The organism is Actinokineospora sp. (assembly GCF_052390155.1).
In the GTDB taxonomy this organism is placed as follows: domain Bacteria; phylum Actinomycetota; class Actinomycetes; order Mycobacteriales; family Pseudonocardiaceae; genus Actinokineospora.
This window is the reverse complement of sequence record NZ_JBQTHF010000018.1, coordinates 62026-78275: the sequence shown is the minus strand read 5'-3', so window position 1 is coordinate 78275 and position 16250 is coordinate 62026. Positions and strand designations below refer to the sequence as shown.

The 16250-nt window shown below is 70.1% G+C and carries 12 protein-coding genes; 3 read left to right on the top strand and 9 right to left on the bottom strand.

Annotation, left to right across the window (positions count from 1 at the left end; genetic code table 11):
• Window positions 1–5 precede the first annotated feature (5 nt).
• Window positions 6–1463, bottom strand: a complete 1458-nt coding sequence (locus ACT4N7_RS07070; protein ID WP_444827783.1) for an MFS transporter — start codon at window positions 1461–1463, stop codon at window positions 6–8.
• 306 nt (window positions 1464–1769) lie between these two features.
• Between ACT4N7_RS07070 and ACT4N7_RS07065 the strand changes: the two genes are divergently transcribed.
• From ACT4N7_RS07065 to ACT4N7_RS07055, 3 genes are all read left to right on the top strand, one after another.
• A complete protein-coding gene (locus ACT4N7_RS07065) occupies window positions 1770–2789 on the top strand; it encodes a ketoacyl-ACP synthase III family protein (protein ID WP_444827782.1) in 1020 nt (339 codons plus the stop codon).
• A gap of 297 nt (window positions 2790–3086) precedes the next feature.
• Window positions 3087–4304 (top strand): cytochrome P450, encoded by a 1218-nt coding sequence (locus tag ACT4N7_RS07060; protein WP_444827781.1) that lies wholly within the window; start codon window positions 3087–3089, stop codon window positions 4302–4304.
• Between the two features lie 133 nt (window positions 4305–4437).
• A complete protein-coding gene (locus ACT4N7_RS07055; protein ID WP_444827780.1) occupies window positions 4438–5814 on the top strand; it encodes an MFS transporter in 1377 nt (458 codons plus the stop codon).
• A 341-nt stretch (window positions 5815–6155) separates the two neighbouring features.
• On the opposite strand, the gene ACT4N7_RS07050 is transcribed toward ACT4N7_RS07055, so the two are convergent.
• The 8 genes from ACT4N7_RS07050 to ACT4N7_RS07015 all read right to left on the bottom strand — a co-directional run bounded on the left by ACT4N7_RS07050 (window position 6156) and on the right by ACT4N7_RS07015 (window position 16239).
• Entirely contained in the window at window positions 6156–6599 is a 444-nt protein-coding gene (locus ACT4N7_RS07050; RefSeq protein ID WP_444827779.1) for a hypothetical protein, read from the bottom strand.
• Window positions 6600–6685: 86 nt separating this feature from the next.
• Entirely contained in the window at window positions 6686–7105 is a 420-nt protein-coding gene (locus ACT4N7_RS07045) for a PaaI family thioesterase (RefSeq protein ID WP_444827778.1), read from the bottom strand.
• Window positions 7106–7109: 4 nt separating this feature from the next.
• Window positions 7110–7871: a thioesterase II family protein gene (locus ACT4N7_RS07040; RefSeq protein ID WP_444827777.1), complete on the bottom strand. Its 762-nt coding sequence runs from the start codon at window positions 7869–7871 to the stop codon at window positions 7110–7112.
• Between the two features lie 11 nt (window positions 7872–7882).
• Window positions 7883–8863 (bottom strand): LLM class flavin-dependent oxidoreductase, encoded by a 981-nt coding sequence (locus ACT4N7_RS07035; RefSeq protein WP_444827776.1) that lies wholly within the window; start codon window positions 8861–8863, stop codon window positions 7883–7885.
• Entirely contained in the window at window positions 8860–10422 is a 1563-nt protein-coding gene (locus ACT4N7_RS07030; protein WP_444827775.1) for a long-chain-fatty-acid--CoA ligase, read from the bottom strand. The genes ACT4N7_RS07035 and ACT4N7_RS07030 overlap by 4 nt, the downstream gene beginning before the upstream one ends.
• A gap of 16 nt (window positions 10423–10438) precedes the next feature.
• Complete coding sequence (locus ACT4N7_RS07025; protein ID WP_444827774.1) at window positions 10439–15526, bottom strand: type I polyketide synthase; 5088 nt, start codon at window positions 15524–15526, stop codon at window positions 10439–10441.
• A 60-nt stretch (window positions 15527–15586) separates the two neighbouring features.
• A complete protein-coding gene (locus ACT4N7_RS07020) occupies window positions 15587–15985 on the bottom strand; it encodes an acyl carrier protein (protein ID WP_444827773.1) in 399 nt (132 codons plus the stop codon).
• A gap of 116 nt (window positions 15986–16101) precedes the next feature.
• On the bottom strand, window positions 16102–16239 hold the full coding sequence (locus ACT4N7_RS07015; RefSeq protein ID WP_444827879.1) for a hypothetical protein: 138 nt from the start codon (window positions 16237–16239) through the stop codon (window positions 16102–16104).
• Window positions 16240–16250 lie beyond the last annotated feature (11 nt).

Here is a 16250-nt window from a genome sequence, read left to right as displayed (position 1 = left end):
GGACCTCACTGTTCGGTTCGGGTTGCGGGGACTGGCTGGGCGGACGGGATGAGCCGGACCAGCGCGGCGATGGCGATGCCGAGGGCGACCAGGCCGATCAGGCTCGACGCGAGTGCGCGCGAGTAGGCATCGGGGTCGGCGCCCAGGACGCCGTAGTAGACGATGCCGACGACGGCGACACCGAGCGCGCTGCCGATCTGCAGCGCGGTGTTGAGCACGCCGGAGGCCGACCCCGCGTGCGCGACGGGCACGGCGGCGATGGTGACCGCGGTGAGCTGGGTCAGCACCAGACCCATGCCGATCCCGCAGACCAGCAGCGCGGGCAGGTGCCACGCGGCGGCGTCGGTCGCGGCGGCCGTCGCGCCGAGGCCGACCCAGCCCGCGGCCAGCACGAGCGCGCCGACGCCGATCACGCGCGGGCCGAGCCTGCGCACGATCGCCGGGCCGCACAGGGTGACCAGGAAGAACCCCGCGCCCAGGGCGGTGTAGACCAGGCCCGACCCCAGGGCGCTCAGGCCGAGCCCGTCCTGCAGATACAGCGCGAGGACGAGCAGGAAGGCGCCCATGCTGGCGTAGTAGAGGGTGGTGGCCGCCACGCCGACGGTGAAGGTGCGGTCGCGGAACAGGTCGGTGTTCACCAGCGGCGCGGCGGCGCGGGCGGTCAGCGCGCGCTGGTGGGCGACGAACGCGGCGAGCAGCACGGCGGAGGCGGTCAGACAGAGCCAGGACCACGCGGGCCACCCGGCTTCCCTGCCTTCGATCAGCGGCAGGATCAGCGCGACCAGGCCGAGGGTGACCAGCACGGCGCCGCGCACGTCGAGCCGAGTGGAGCCGCCCGCGCGCGACTCGGGAATCACGCGGCGGGCGAACACCAGCGCGGCCAGGCCGATCGGCAGGTTGATCAGGAAGCACAGCCGCCAGCCGAGGCCGCCGACGTCGGACTGGATCAGCGCGCCGCCGATGAGCTGGCCGAAGACCCCGGCCAGCCCCTTGCTCAGCCCGGCGACGGTGAACGCGCGGACGCGGTCGGCGCCGGTGTAGGTGGTGCCGAGGATGGCGAGCACCTGGGGTGCCATCAGACCGGCGGTGAGCCCCTGGGCGACCCGCGCGACGACCAGCAGCTCGGCGCTCGGCGCGAGTCCACAGGCGACAGACGCGGCGGTGAACAGCGCCAGGCCGAGGACGAACAGCCGCCTGCGGCCGTGGATGTCGCCGAGCCTGCCCCAGGTGATCAGCCCGGCCGCGTAGGCCAGGCCGTAGCCCGCCACGACGAACTGCACGGACGCGGGTCCGGCGCCGAGGTCGCGCTGCACCGACGGCAGCGCAACGTTGACGATGAAGAAGTCCAGGGTGACCATGAAATCGCACGACAGGAGCACGGCGAGAATTCCCCAGCGGGCCCCGGCGGTCGGTTTTCCGACACCGGAATCGGCGGCCCGAACGGGCGCAGACTGATTGGCCACTGGGCCGCCTCTCGGTCGGAAAGAAACATGGTGCGCAGAGTTAAACTTTCCGCTCTGACGTGCGCCTGACGAGCCCCTGACAGCGCTGATTATGGCCCTCACCAGCTAGCCGGCGGCCGCAAAACTGTAATACTCTGTGTACTCGACTGATTACCCGACCCCAAGGTGAGCGGCGCGCTGATTGCTTCGATAAAAGGGTCGAAATTCACAGTCAGGCGGCCGTCAACGAGATATCAGCGGCACCGCTGACATTGTGCGCGAGCGGACAATTCCCAATTCCCTACCACAATGTGAGGGGTGTCAGCCGTGCGCTGCACAAAAGAGATCTTCGTCGCGGGTACAGCCGCCGCGCTGCCGAAGCGGGTCACCGTGACCGAGGCGGAGGCGGCGGGCCTGGTGGACGAGATGCACACCGGACTGGGCTACGACGCGATCACCGTCGCCGACGGGGTCGCGGGCCCGCAGATGGCCATCGAGGCGGGCAGGGCGGCCATCGCGCGCTCGGGGATCGCCGCGAGCGAGTACGAGCTGATGCTGCACAGCAGCCTGTGGTTCCAGGGCCTGGACATGTGGGGCACCGCGAGCTACGTGGCCAACGAGACCGTCGGCGCGCAGGCGCTGTCGATGGACCTGCAGCAGCGCTCGTGCGGCGCGATGGCGGCCTTCCACCTGGCCACCGCCTACTTGCAGGCAGGCTTCGGTTCGACCGCGCTGATCACCACCGGCGACAACTTCGCCGCGCCCGCGTTCGACCGGTGGAACTCGCAGATGTACACCCTGTTCGGCGACGCGGGCACCGCGCTCGCGCTGTCCACCCGCGGCGGCTTCGCCAAGGTGCTCGCCACGGCCGCGTTCGCCGACAACTCACTGGAGGGCTTCGGCCGCGGCGCGGAGCCGTTCCGGTTCGCCCCCGGCACCGAGGCGCCGGTGCCGGTGCTGCGCAGGCTCGCCCAGCACATGACCACCCCCGCGGCCGCGGGCGGCTGGGAGCGCATCGAGGCGGCCATGCTCAAGACCCGCGACCAGGTGCTCGGCGACGCGGGCGTGGACCTGTCCGACATCCGCCGCGCGGTGCTGCCGTTCATCCACCGCGGCGGCGGGCAGGACGAGAACTTCCACGCGCTCGGGTTCACCGAGGAGCAGTCGCTCTGGGAGTTCGGCCGCACGGTCGGCCACCTCGGCGCGGGCGACCAGTTCGCGGGTCTCAACCACCTGCTGGAAACGGGCGCGCTGGCCGCGGGCGACCGCGTGCTGGTGTTCGGCGTCGGCGTTGGCTTCAACTTCGTGGCCACCGTGCTGGAGATGCTGACGCCGCCCGGGTGGTGACGCGCTCTCGCGTCAGTACGCGGTCAGGGGCACCTGCGACGGTGTCCCGACATCCGCGGCACACCGCCGTGCGCCGGGCTGGGTCCACCTCGACCGAGCCCGGCTTCGGCATGTCCGCGGTCGGTCGAATCGGCGGGTCCGTCGACTCCCAGGACCACTCGGGTGTCGTTGCTCTGGGTGATATCGGTCCTTGATAAGTCACAGGACACTGATATCGTAGCGTGGACTGCTACAGCACCCGGGTGATAAGGCCGGGATACCTTGACCCGCAACAGCTACCGAAGCAGAGTGATGGCTATGACTGTAACCGCAGAACCCTCGCTGGCGACGCTGTTCGACCAGTCCAACCGGCATGATCCCTACCCGGTGCTGGCCGCGCTGCGCAGTGCGCCGCGGGCCGAACTCGGCGGTGCGCTGGTCGTCGTCGGCGACTACCGCAACTGCTCCGCGGTGCTGCGCGACCCGACGGTGAGCAGCGACCGGCAGCGCTCGCTGCTGGGCGCCACCTTCGGCGACTCCCCCGACAAGGTCCCCGCCGACTCGTTCCTGTCGATGGACGCGCCCGACCACACGCGGCTGCGTGGGTTGGTGGCCAAGGCTTTCACGCCGCGGGTCGTCGCCGGGCTGGAGCCGCGCATCCGCGGGATCGTCGGCGACCAGCTCACCAAGGCCGGTGAGGCGAGCGCGATGGAGGTCGTCTCGCAGTTGGCCAACGTGCTGCCGGTGACGATCATCAACGAGCTGCTCGGCGTACCGACGGGCGACCACGACATCCTGCAGGACTGGTCGCACCGGCTGGTCCGCGGCCTGGACCCGGCCACCGACATCGGCGACCCGATCGTGGTCGCCGACATCGAGCTGGCCAAGGAGGGCTTCCGGCTCTACTTCGCCGACCTGGTCGCGTTCCGCCGCGCCCGGCCCGGCCAGGACCTGCTGTCCGGGCTGGTCCAGATCGAGCAGGACGGCGAGGTGCTCTCCGAGGCCGAACTGCTCGCGACCTGCGCGCTGCTGCTCGTCGGCGGCTACGAGTCCACCGCGAACCTCATCGCCAACGGCGTCCTCGCGCTGCTGCGCCACCCCGAGCAGTTGCGCGTGCTGGCCGAGAACCCGGCCCTGGCCTCGGCCGCGGTCGACGAGGTGCTGCGCTACGACACCCCCGCGCAGATGGTCACCCGGGTCGCGCGGCGCGAGATGGAGATCGACGGCGTACCGGTGCCGATCAACGGCGTCATCATGCTGCTGCTGGCCGCGGCGAACCGCGACCCGGCCGTGTTCGCCGACCCGGACCGCTTCGACCTGCGCCGCACCGCCAACCACCACCTCGCCTTCGCCGCCGGGCCGCACTTCTGCATCGGTGCCAGCCTGGCCAAGCTGGAGGCGTCGATCGCGCTGTCGGAGTTCGCCCGCCGGGTCGAGGCGCCGGAGCTGGACGAGGCCCTGCTGACCTACCGCCCGCACGTGAACCTGCGCGGCCCGGAGCGGCTTTTCGTGCGCTACGACCACATTCGCGACTGAACCGGCCCGGTCACTTCCGGGTCAGTGGCCGGTCAGCCAGACCGGCCACGATGGACATCAGAGCCATGCCCGTGGCGAAAGGCACGCCACCCCGTTGCCTGGGCCCGTCGGGCGCTAGCGACGGAGTTGACTGATGTCAGAGACCATTGCCTTACCCCGCAAGGAAGAACGGGCGTCGACCATCGGCGACCGGATGGAGCGGCTGCCGATCGGCAGCACCCACCGACACCTGACCCTGGTGATCGGCATCGGCCTGTTCTTCGATTTCTTCGACAGCAACCTTTCCGGCACGATCGCGAAGATCCTGCAGGCCGACTTCGCCTTCGGCGGCACCGAACTCAAGCTGGTGCTCGCCTCCGCGTTCGTCGGCCAGTTCTTCGGCTCGATCGTGCTCGGCCGGTTCGCCGACCGCTACGGCAGGCGCGGCGCGTTCATGGTGAACCTGGGGATCTACTCGCTGTTCACCCTGCTGGGCGCGTTCTCGCCGAACGCGATCTGGCTGATCGCCACCCGGTTCCTCGCGGGCATCGGCATCGGCGCCGAGAACGCGTTGTCGGACAGCTACTTGGCCGAGATGCTCCCCGCCCGCAAGCGCGGCCGCTACATCGCGTGGGCCTACACGGTCGGCTTCTGCGGCGTGCCAGCGGTCGGGTTCGCCGCGCTGTGGCTGGCCCCGCAGACCATCATGGGCGTCGACGGCTGGCGCGTGCTGTTCGTGTTGGGGGCACTGGGTTCCGCCGTGGTGTGGGTGCTGCGGCGCAAGCTGATCGAGTCGCCGCGCTGGCTCTCGGTGCAGGGCCGCGACGGCGAGGCCGACGAACTGGTGCGGCGCATGGAGTCCGAGGCGGGCATCACCAGCCCGGCCGCCGCCCCCGCCGTCGGTTCGCGCCAGGGCAAGCGTCCCGGCATCGGCGCCCTGCTCAGCCGCGAGTACCGCAAGCGCACGTTGGTGCTGTGGACGTTCAGCATCCTGTCGGTCACCGCGTACTACGGCTTCGGCACACTGGCGCCACAAGTGATGGCCGCCAAGGGTTTCGGCATCGTCGCGAGCCTGGGCTACGTCGCCATCTCGTTCATCGGCTACCCGATCGGCTCCCTGCTGTCGGTGCCGCTGATGGACCGGTTCGAGCGCAAGACCCTGCTGGCGGGCTCGGCGGCGGCGATGGCCGCGTTCGGGCTCGGCTTCGGCCTGTCCGGTTCCGTGCCCGCCATGGTGGCCTGCGGCATCGGCTACACGCTGGTGAGCAACATCTTCGCCAACGCCTCGCACGTGTTCCTGGGCGAGCAGTACCCGACCCAGATCCGCACCACCGCCGCGGGCATGGCCTACTCGTTCTCCCGGCTCAGCGCCGCCGCCATCCCGTTCGTGCTGCTGCCGGTGCTGACCACGTACGGCGCGGGGATGCTGTTCACCGTGATCACTGTCTGCATCGGCGTCATGGTGGTCGTCCTGCTCGGCCTGGGCGCCCGCACAACCGGCGTCGAGGTGGAGCAGTACGTCAAATCGTAGCCACCGCACGACGAATGCCCCTCCAGAACGCTGGAGGGGCATTCGTCGTTTCGGCCACTTCCGCGCTGGTCAACACAACCGGTTCGACTCGTCGCGTGGGGTAGTACGGCACCGGCGTACTCCGAACTTCCATTGAACAGCCCCGAGATGGCCGCGGCACGCGGTCATTCCGCACGACGGCGGCGACGTTCAACACACCGCTGGACGTGACCGTGTCCGAGCTGGCGATCGAGACCTTCCTGCCCGCCGATCAGCTTACGGCGCAACGAATCCAGGCGCTGTAGGGACGCCGAAAGCCGCCACCGGGACTCCGGTGGCGGCCTTCGCCGTGGCGGAACGGACTACTTGGCGCCCTTGACCTTCTTGAGCGCGTAGAGCTGCAGGGCGGCGAAGCCGCCGACGGTGCCCGCCTGCATGATCGTCCACACCGTACCAATGGTGTTGGCGTCCATCAGGCCGAACACCGCGACGACGACACTGGCGACCGCCCACAGCAGGTTGGCGTCGATGATGACCATCGTGCCCGCGCGGGACGGGTTCTTGCTCAGCGCCAGCGCGCCGACCGCGAGGCCGAACACGGTCAGGAAGGCGCCGATGCCGACGAGGACGACCGCCGAGACGCCGAGCAGGTCGGCGACCCAGGCGGAGAAGGCGAGGTAGATCAGGCCGTTGCCGGTGGTGACAACGGCGTCGAGGGCGAGGAAGCGGCGGAGCAGGGTCACGGCCGGCGTGCCTGTGGCGCTGCTCTCGGTCAGGCGCGAAGCGCCGTGGGCGGTCGTGGTCACTGGAACTCCTTCAGTAGCGGCGTATCTCAAGAGTGCCGGATGCGGCGAACGAAATCGATTACCTGTCGGGTAAAGAAGTCTCGGCGTCAGCGCCGTGTCAGCAACACGGCCTGGGTCTGGGTCGTCTGGGCAACCAGGGCGCCCGTGTCGTCGAGTAGATCGGTCTGCACCACGATGAACTGCGCGCCGACGTGCATCGGCCTGGCCACCGCGGTGACGGCGCCCGCGCGGACCGCCCGCAGGAAGTTCGTCTTCGACTCCACTGTGGACGTTTGGGCGCCCGCGGGCAGATTGAGGTAGGCCAGCACGCCGCCGACCGTGTCGGCGATGCCCATGAGCGCTCCCCCGTGCAGCACGGAGAACACGGTGCACCGCTCGGGCGACCAGTCCAGCTCCGCGCGAACCTCGTCGCGCACCGCCTTGACCAGCCGCACCCCCAGCAGCCGCGCGAACGGCAACTGGGCGAGCAGCAACTCTTCCGCCGAACCCTGCTGGGTGACCGTCATGGCGTCACACCAGGGCCAGGCGCCGCTGGAGGTGACGCGTGAGGTCCGCGGTCACCGCGACAGCGTGGTCGGGGTTGTCGATGTAGAAGTGGTCGCCGGTGAACTCGCTGTTGCCCAGGTACTCGGTGGTGCGGGTCTGCCACGAGTCCATCGCGCGGGGAGCCATCAGCGGGTCGGACTTGCCGCTGTAGGACACCAGCGGCACGTCCACCTCGGCGCCATCGTCCACATAGGTCGAGACCACCGCGAGATCGGCCCGCAGCGCCGGGATGATCATCGCCATCACCTGCGGGTCGCCGTAGACCTCCGCCGGGAACGAGCCGAGCGTCTTCATCCACTCGATGAGGTCGGGCTCGGGCATCATGGCCTGCTCGTAGGTGGACTGCTGGAAACCCTCCGGCGACCAGCCCGACGCGCCGATCAGGATCGGGCCGCGCTCGCCGTCGCGGCGCATCGCGACGCCGACGCGGTAGGCGAGCTGCGCGCCGAGGCAGTGTCCGAAGAACGCGTACGGCCGGTCGTCCAGCTCGTCCAGAATGGCCTCGTACAAGGCTTCCACCAGCGGCTCGATGTCCATGAACGCGGTCTCGGCGAACCGCCGCTCCCGGCCGGGGATGCACACGATCTGCTGGGCGAAGTCCGGCGGCAGCAGCCCGCCCCAGTTGCGGTAGATCGTGCCGCCGCTGCCCGCGTGCGGCAGCAGGAACACCCGCAGCGGCGCGTCGTGGCGCCCGGCGGCGTTCTCGAACCAGCTTCCCTCGCTCATATCGCCTCTCCTCAGACCAGTGCCCGGACCGCGGGGAGCACGGCCTCGGCGAGTTGTTCGAGCTGGTCGCCCGGGTCGAGCGAGCCGACGCGCACCACGATGTGCCTTGCGCCTGCCCGGATGTAGCCCGCGAGCCATTCGGCGCAGTCGTCAGCGCTGCCCCAGCCGTACGCCTGGAACGTGGACATGACCTCCAGCGAGCGGCCGTAGTAGCCCTGCAGGTAGTCCTCAAGCTGCTGCTTGGCCTTCGCCGGGTCCGGGTTGATGTTGATCGTGGCGTAGAGGCCCGGGGTGACGGCGCCCTCGGGGCGGCCGTTCGCGGCGACCTGCTCCTGGATGCTCGCCCACGCCTGCGCGTACGCGGCTTCGGTTGGCAGGAAAGGAAGCCAGCCGTCGTAGAGCCGGGCGGCGCGGGCGAGCACGCGCGGGGTGTCGCTGCCCGCGAGCCACAGCGGCGGGCCGCCGGGGGTGGCGGGCGCGGCGAGCCGCTCCAGACCCTCCTGCTGCCACAGCTTTCCGTGGTGGCCGGTCGGCGCGCCCTCGCCGCGGCTGGCCCACGCGGTCCGCCAGAAGCGGACGTTCTCATCGAGCCTGCCGACCCGGCCGTCGAACGGGACGCCGAGGGAGTTGAACTCGTCCTCGCTCTCGGGCATCGGGAATCCCGCGCCCAGGCCGAGCACGAGCCGGTTTCCGCCGGAGGCGTGGTCGAGGCTGGTCACCATGTTCGCGCCCAGCAACGGATGCCGCAGCGCCGCGGTGAGCGCGCCGGTGCCGAGCTGGATCCGCTCGGTCACCGCGGCCGCCGCGGCCAGCACCACGAACGGGTCGAGCCGGGTGCGGGCGACCAGCGAGTCGCCGGTCCACAGCGAGTCGTAGCCCAGGTTCTCCGCCCGACGCGCGAAGTCCAGCAGCGGCTTGACGGAGAAGTCGTTGAGAATGGCCATCTCGCGGGTGGGGAGCAGTGCGCCGATGCGCACCCCGGGGTCACTCATGACACAGCCCTTTCGGAGGTCGGCATGCGCTCCTCGCGCAGCACGCGGCGCAGGATCTTCCCGGAGGGGTTGCGGGGCACCGTGTCCAGGAATTCCCACTCGGTCGGGATCTTGTAGTCGGCGATGCGGCCGGAGAGGAACACCATCAGCTCGCGCGCGGTGACGGTGCGGCCCTCGCGGAGCACGACGCAGGCGTGCACCGCCTCGCCCCACAGCGCGTGCGGCAGCCCGATGATCGCGGTGTCGCTCACATCCGGGTGCGCGGCCAGCGCCTTCTCGATCTCCGCCGGGTAGATGTTCTGTCCACCTTGGATGATCGTGTCGTTGATCCGGTCGCAGAGGAACAGGTAGCCGTCCTCGTCGAGGTAGCCCGCGTCGCCCATGTGCAGCCAGTCGCCGACGAGTGTCTTCGCGGTGGCCTCCGGCAGGTTCCAGTAGCCCAGCATGTGCGCCGGGGTCTTGATGCACACCTGGCCGATTTCGCCAGGGGGCAAAGGGTTTCCCTGGCCATCGATGATCTTCAGCTGGTGGCCGGGGCACGCCTTGCCCGCGGCCTTGAGCAGCGGGCTGCCGGGCACGTGGTCCTCCGGCGGCAGCGACACCGCGCAGGTGCCGGTCTCGGTGGCGGCGTAGATCTGGGCGAACTCGCAGCCCATCACCTCGATCAGCCGCTCCAGCAGTGCCGACGAGATCGGCGCGGCACCGTAGGCGACCTTGCGCAGCGAGGTGAACGTCGCCGGGGTGACCTTGCGCTCCTCGATGAGCATCTGCAGCATCGCGGGCGCGGCGAAGGTGATCGTCACCCCGACCGTCTCAATGAGACGGACGGCTTCCTCGGAGACGAACATCCGCATGACCACGTTGGTGGCGCCCGCGTTGAACCCGTGCATGAACCAGCCCATGCCCGCGATCCCGAAGCCGGGCAGGGAGATCAGGCTCTTGTCGGTCGGCAGCCAGTCCAGCCACGCGACGCCGACCTCGGCCATCGCCTCGGGCAGGGTGAAGAACGCCCGGTTGGCCAGCACGACGCCCTTGGGGAACCCGGTGGTGCCGCTGGTGTAGATCTGCAGGATGGCGTCGTCCGGGCCGGTCGGCGAGGTCAGGTCGGTGTCGGGGCTGGTGCCCTTCCACGCCTGGAATCCGGCCGCGCGCTCGGTGGTGTCCAACTCGACAACCTCGCGCAGGTTCGGCAGTTCGGGCCGGATCTTCTCGGCCAACCCGGCGAATTCCCGCTCGACAAACAACATCGTGGCACCGGAGTCGCGCAGGATATGGTCGACCTCGTCGGCGGTGAGCCGCCAGTTGACCGGCACGAGCACGACCCCGGACTTGGCGCAGCCGAGCGCGAGTTCGTAGTAGTGCTCGGATTCCAGGCCAAGGTAAGCGATCCGGTCCCCGGTGACCAGGCCCGCGGCGAGCAGCCGGTGGGCGGTGCGGTTGGATTCGCGGTGCAGTTCGGCGTAGGTGACCACGCGGTCCTCGCACAACACCGCCGGGTGCCCGCCGCGCTCGGCGGCGTGCCGCGCCGAGGTCGCGGTCAACGTCCAGTTCTGGTTCATGGCCTCTTCTCCAGTATCACGCTGCGACAGCGGCGGGGGTGCCGGACAGGTTCCGGTCGACGAACTCGGCCAGCGAGGTCGGCGTCGGGTAATCGAAGGTGACTCCAGACGGGAGCGGCATGCGGACCGCGCTCTCCAGCGTGTTCTTGAGGTCGACCGAGGCCAGCGAATCCATGCCCAGCCGGACGAACTCGGCGGTCGGCTCGACATCGCCGATGTCCTCGATCTGCAGGATGCGGGCGACCGTGGTGCGGATGAAGTCGCGGATGGTGGCCACCCGCTCCTCGCGCGGCAGCCCACGCAGTTCGTCTAAGTCGAGGCCGCTGTCCGCGCCCTCGGTGAACGTCGCGAGTTCACTGTAGAGCGCGCTCGCCACCGGCTTGGCAGCCATGAAGCGCTCCCAGTCGACCTCGCCGCCCGCCACCTGCGGCGCGGTGCGGCGCAGCAGGATCGCCAGTGCCCGCAAGGCTTTCGCGGGGGTGAAGAACTTGACCCCCTCGTGTTCGAGGGCCTTGACGTGCAGGTCGCTCAGCCGGGCCGACATGCCGACCTCGGACCACGGGCCCCAGTTGACGGCCAGCGCGGGCAGGCCCTGCGCGGCCCGCCAGTGGCAAAGCTGGTCGAGATAGGCGTTGGCGGCGGCGTAGTTCGACTGCGAGACACCGCCGACGACCGAGGCAGCCGAGGAGAAGGCGACGAAGAAGTCCAGTTCCGGCAGGTCTTTCGTGGCCTCGTGCAGCAGCCAGGTGCCGTAGACCTTCGGGCCGAACAACCCGTCGATGCTGGCCCAGGTCTGCGACGGGATCGGCGCGTCAGCCAGACCACCGGCCGCGTGCACCACGCCGCCGACCGGGTGGTCGCCCTTGGCCAGCTCGCCGAAGATGCGCGCGATGTCGGCCGCGTCGCCCAGATCACCTTGGTAGACGGTGACTTTCGCCCGGCCGTGCAGGTTCTCCCACACCTCGGTCGCGTCGTCGGCAGGCTTGCCGCGCCTGCCGACCAGCGCGATGTGCCGCGCCCCGAGGTCGACCAGCTTCGACGCGGTCACCAGGCCGAGCGCGCCGAGGCCACCGGTGATCAGGTACGTCCGGTCGTCGCGCACCTCGACCGCCCGTGTACCCTCCACATCGGACTCCGGCTCGTAGGGCCGCAGACGTCGGGCGTAGCGGGTGCCGTCACGGTAGGCCACCTGGAAGTCGCCGATGTCCTTGGACCGCAGCTCTTCCAGCAGTCCGTCGACACCGTGCGGGCCCGCGAGGTCGACCAGCGTCGGGCGGTAGGTCGGGAACTCGTTGAGCAGCACCTGGCCGAAGCCCCACAGGGTGGACGCGGCCAGCCGGGCGGCGGGGGCCGCGTCGTCGCCAGGCAGCACCTGGGCTCGCTCGGTCACCAGCCACAGCCGCTGACCGCGCCCGAAACCGTTCTCCGACAACGTGTTCAGTGCCGCCAGCAGCTCGGTGTAGTTGTGCTCGTTCTCCGCACGCAGCCCCTCGACGCCGGAGCCGTCCAACGCCCGCCAGAACCAGGCGACGTCGGTGGGCTCGCCCTCGCGCAGCACCTCGGCGATGTGCTCGTGGCTCGCGCCGAAGGTGAGCCGGACACCCGCGACCTCGGCCGACGCGGCCAGCGCCGGGTCCGCGTCGCGGCCGAGCACCAGTACGTGCCGCGGCGCGGGCGCGCTGGTCGGGTCGGTGGCGGGCATCGGCACCCAGTGCATGCGGTGCAGGAAGTGGCCGGGCGTGCCCTGATCGACGCGGCGCAGGCCGACGCCGCTCAGCTCGGCAATGGCCCGATCGCCCTCGTACAGCACGACATCGGCGACCAGGTCCTCGTCCACCAACTCGGGCTCGGACACCCGCACCACCGCGCGCACCTGCTCCGCGCGCGGCTTCTTCATCACCCGGACCGCACGCACCCGCATCGGCCGGAACTCGCCGGGCTCCGGGGCGATCGCCCGCCAGAGGTCGTCGAGCGGCGGCAAATGGTCGCCTGCCCCGATTTCGACGCCGGAGAGCGACACGACCGTGCCGGACTCGTCGCCGACGATCGACGCACCCGGCTCGGCGCCGATGGACGCCGTGACCACGACGCGGTCCTCCGGGCCCGCGAGCACGCGGACATCCGCGCCGCCGTCCGCCCGCACCGTGACCACGGTGCGCAGATCGAGTGGCTCGCCGTCGGCGACCGAGGGCAGTTCGGTGAACCGGATGCCGGTGATCGGCCTGCCCAACTCGCCGAACACGGTGTCCTGCACCGCGAACAACAGGTCCAGCAGCGCGGGCTCCCCCGTGAGCTGGGCGCGGAACTCGCGCGTGCCGTCCTCGGTCCGAACCTCGGCACCGAGCAACGGGTGTCCACTCTGGACTCGACCGGCCCACGCGCCCTTGCCCTCCGGCAGCCAGTAGCGCTTGCGGTCGAAGGCGTACGTCGGCAGCGTCAGCCGGGTGCCCGCGCGGTCGCCGTGGAACCGCGCCCAGGCCACCGTGGCACCCGAGGTGTAGAGCTGCGCCACCGACTTGCGGACGGTCTCGCCCTCCGGGTCCTTCGGGTTCACGCTGGTCAGCCAGCGGTGCTCGGTGGCGTCGACACACTTCTTGGCCAGCGACGTGAGCGCGCCGGACGGGCCGACCTCGATGAACACGTGCTTTCCACGGCGCTCCAACGCCTTCATGCCCGCGGCGAAGTTCACCGCCGCGCCGATGTGCCGGATCCAGTACTCCGGGTCGGATATCTGCGCGACCCTGGCGACCTTGCCGGTCAGGTTGGAGATCAGGGTGAGCCGCGGCTCGTGGAAGGCAATGCCCTTGAGCGCCGCGCGGAACTCGTCGAACACCTCGGTCATCAGGGGCGAGTGGAAGGCGTGCGAGACGGCCAACTGCTTGACCTTGAGGCCCCGCTCGGTCAGCGTCGCGGTGACCTCGGCGAGCGAATCGCGGCCACCGGACACCACACACTGCGTCGGCGCGTTGTAGGCGGCCATCGCCAGATCGGCGTACCCCTCGATGACCGGCAGCACGTCCTCGGCGGGCGCGCTCACCGCGGCCATGCCGCCGGGCGCGGTCACCGACTGCATCAGCCTGCCGCGCGCGGCGACGAGCTGCACCGCGTCCGGCAAGGTGAACAGACCCGCGACAGCGGCGGCGACAACCTCGCCGATGCTGTGTCCGATGAGGGCGGTCGGCCGGGCACCCCAGGACATCCAGAGCTGCGCGAGCGCGTACTCCAGGGCGAACAGCGCGGCCTGGGTGTAGCGCGTCTGGTCGATCTTCTCCTTGCCGTCCAAGGCAGTCCCGAGCACCAGGTCGCGCACCGAGCAGCCGAGCAGCGGGGCGAAGAGCCGGTCGCACTCGTCGAGCCGCGCGGCGAAGACCGGGTGGTCGCGGTAGAGCGACACGCCCATGCCCGCGTACTGCGAACCCTGGCCGGTGAACAGGAACGCGATCTTGCGCGACTCACCCGCGCCGATCTTGCCGTCTTCCAGCGCGGCGAGCTGCCGGTCGAGGAACGCGGTCAGCTCGGCGTGGTCGCGGGCGATTCCGGCCACCCGCAAAGAAAAGTGCGACCGGCCGGTGCTGACCGTGCGGCAGAGGTCGCCGAGGTCGGTGTCCGGGTGGTCGGCGACGAAGTCACGGTAGCGTTCGAGCTGCGCCTTGAGCGAGCGGCGGTTCTTCGCCGACAGCGCGAAAACCTCGCCCGCGGCGGGCATCGGCCGCACGGCGGGCTCGGCCACCGGGGGCGCCTGCTCCACCACGGCCGCCGAGATGGTGCCGCCGAAGCCGAAGCTGTTGACCAGCGCGCGTTTGATGTCGGACACCCACGGCCGGACCTCGGTCGGGATCTCCACCGGGTAGCTGGCCCACGGGATCCGGCCGGACGGGTTGGTGTAGTTCAGGTGCGGGAAGATCTTGCCCTCGCGGAGCTGCAGCACGGCCTTGATCACCCCGACCACACCAGCGACCGGCTCCATGTGGCCCAGGTTCGTCTTCACCGAGCCGACCACGATCGGCGCGTCCTTGGTGTGCGACTGGGCGAAAACATCGGCGATGGCGCCCATCTCGATCGGGTCGCCCAGCGGGGTGCCGGTGCCGTGCGCCTCGACGTAGTTGATGTCGCCCGGGTCCAGGGCGGCGGCGGCGATCGCCGCGCGCATGACCTTCTCCTGCGCGGGTCCATTCGGGACGGTCAGACCGGCACTGTCGCCGTCCTGGCCGACCGACGTGCCGCGGATCAGGGCGAGCACGGTGTCACCGTCACGGCGCGCGTCGGACAGTCGCTTGAGGACAAGCACTCCGCAACCCTCCGCGCGGGCGTAGCCGTCGGCCGCCTCGTCGAAGGTCTTGCACTGGCCGTCCTTGGCCAGCATGTTGGCCGCGGAGAAGATGACCTGGGTGCGCGGGTGGTGCAGCGCGTTGACCCCGCCCGCGAGCGCGATCTCACACTCGCCCGCGCGCAGGCCCTTGACGGCGAGGTGGATCGCGGTGAGGCCCGACGCGCACGCGGTGTCCACCGTCAGGCACGGGCCGTGCCAGCCGAGGAAGTAGGAAAGCCTGCCGGACAAGGGAAAGAAGGTGACCCCGGAGGCAAGGTGACCATCGAGTTCGGGGTAGGACAACTGGTCCATCTCGAAGGCGTAGTCGATGGAACTGGCGCCCACGTACACCCCGCCGTTGCCCTTGCGCAGCGGCGTCGGGTCGATGTTGGCGTGCTCCAGCGCGGCCCACGAGGTCTCCAGCAGCAACCGCTGCTGGGGGTCCATGTACTGCGCTTCCTTCGGTGAGATGTTGAAGAACGGCGCATCGAACAGGTCGAGCCGGTCGAGGTAGCCGCCGTTCTCCGCGCGGATCTTGCCCTTGTCGTCGTCGGTCCGCGCGACGAACGCGTCGGCGTCCCACCGGTCACGCGGAAGCGGCACGATGCCCGAACGGCCCTCGCGCAGGAAGTCCGCGAACTCGGCCGGGGTCTCGCTGCCGCCGGGGAAGCGCAGCCCGATGCCGACGATCGCGATGGGCTCGTACTTCTCCAGCATCAGGGCCCTGATGGTCGCCTGCTGGCGCTGCACGGCCGCGCGCAGCTCGTCCGGGTCCGGCGCAGTCTCGTCCGGCATTCCCATGTCCGCCTCCGTTGAAAGACCGCGCGCGGGCGCCGTTGGCGCGCCGCGGGAAAGTCACGCGCGGTACAGGTCCTTGAGCATGTCGTCGACGAGTGCCTTGTCCGATTCGCGGACCGCCGGGGCCACCGACGCGGCGACCAGCACTTCCGGCGCTTGCGGGAAGACGTCCGGCAGGACGTCTTCCATCAGGTACTGCACCAGCTCGCGCACCGTGGGCCGGTTGAACAGCGCGTTGGCGCTGATGTCGCAACCGAGCCTGGCCTCCAGCCTGCGCTTGATGTCGGTGATCCGCAGCGAGGTCAGGCCCAGCTCGAAGAAAGCCTTGTCCAGCGGCAGATTCTCGGCATCGGTCATCAGCAGGGCCTGCCGGAACTCGGCGGCCACCACGGTTTCCAGCACGTCCGCGCGTTCGGAAGCGGGCAGCGCGAGCAGGTCTTCGATCGTCTCGGTCATCTCGGGCCTCCGATTGGCAGCGTTCTGGTGGAATACGATCACGCGCGCCTGACCCACCCCTGATCCCGGCTTGACACCGCCAGAACTTCACGATCCGGTTGCTCAACCCGGCACTGCTACTGCGCGGCACCGCCGGTCAGGTCGTCGCGGTTGAGCGCGTTGAGCACGGCGGTGACCGTCGTGAGCTCGCCCGATGGGTCGCGCAGCCACCGCAATGGGCCACCGGGGACCATGGTCGGCGGGAGTTCGATCACCTCGCCACACC

What these genes read in the sequence shown, in the direction of transcription:
- ACT4N7_RS07035 (WP_444827776.1), bottom strand. Translation starts at nt 8,863, where the DNA reads ATGAGTGACCCCGGGGTGCGCATCGGCGCACTGCTCCCCACCCGCGAG.
- ACT4N7_RS07055 (WP_444827780.1), top strand. Translation starts at nt 4,438, where the DNA reads ATGTCAGAGACCATTGCCTTACCCCGCAAGGAAGAACGGGCGTCGACC.
- ACT4N7_RS07040 (WP_444827777.1), bottom strand. Translation starts at nt 7,871, where the DNA reads ATGAGCGAGGGAAGCTGGTTCGAGAACGCCGCCGGGCGCCACGACGCG.
- ACT4N7_RS07020 (WP_444827773.1), bottom strand. Translation starts at nt 15,985, where the DNA reads ATGACCGAGACGATCGAAGACCTGCTCGCGCTGCCCGCTTCCGAACGC.
- ACT4N7_RS07030 (WP_444827775.1), bottom strand. Translation starts at nt 10,422, where the DNA reads ATGAACCAGAACTGGACGTTGACCGCGACCTCGGCGCGGCACGCCGCC.
- ACT4N7_RS07045 (WP_444827778.1), bottom strand. Translation starts at nt 7,105, where the DNA reads ATGACGGTCACCCAGCAGGGTTCGGCGGAAGAGTTGCTGCTCGCCCAG.
- ACT4N7_RS07060 (WP_444827781.1), top strand. Translation starts at nt 3,087, where the DNA reads ATGACTGTAACCGCAGAACCCTCGCTGGCGACGCTGTTCGACCAGTCC.
- ACT4N7_RS07025 (WP_444827774.1), bottom strand. Translation starts at nt 15,526, where the DNA reads ATGCCGGACGAGACTGCGCCGGACCCGGACGAGCTGCGCGCGGCCGTG.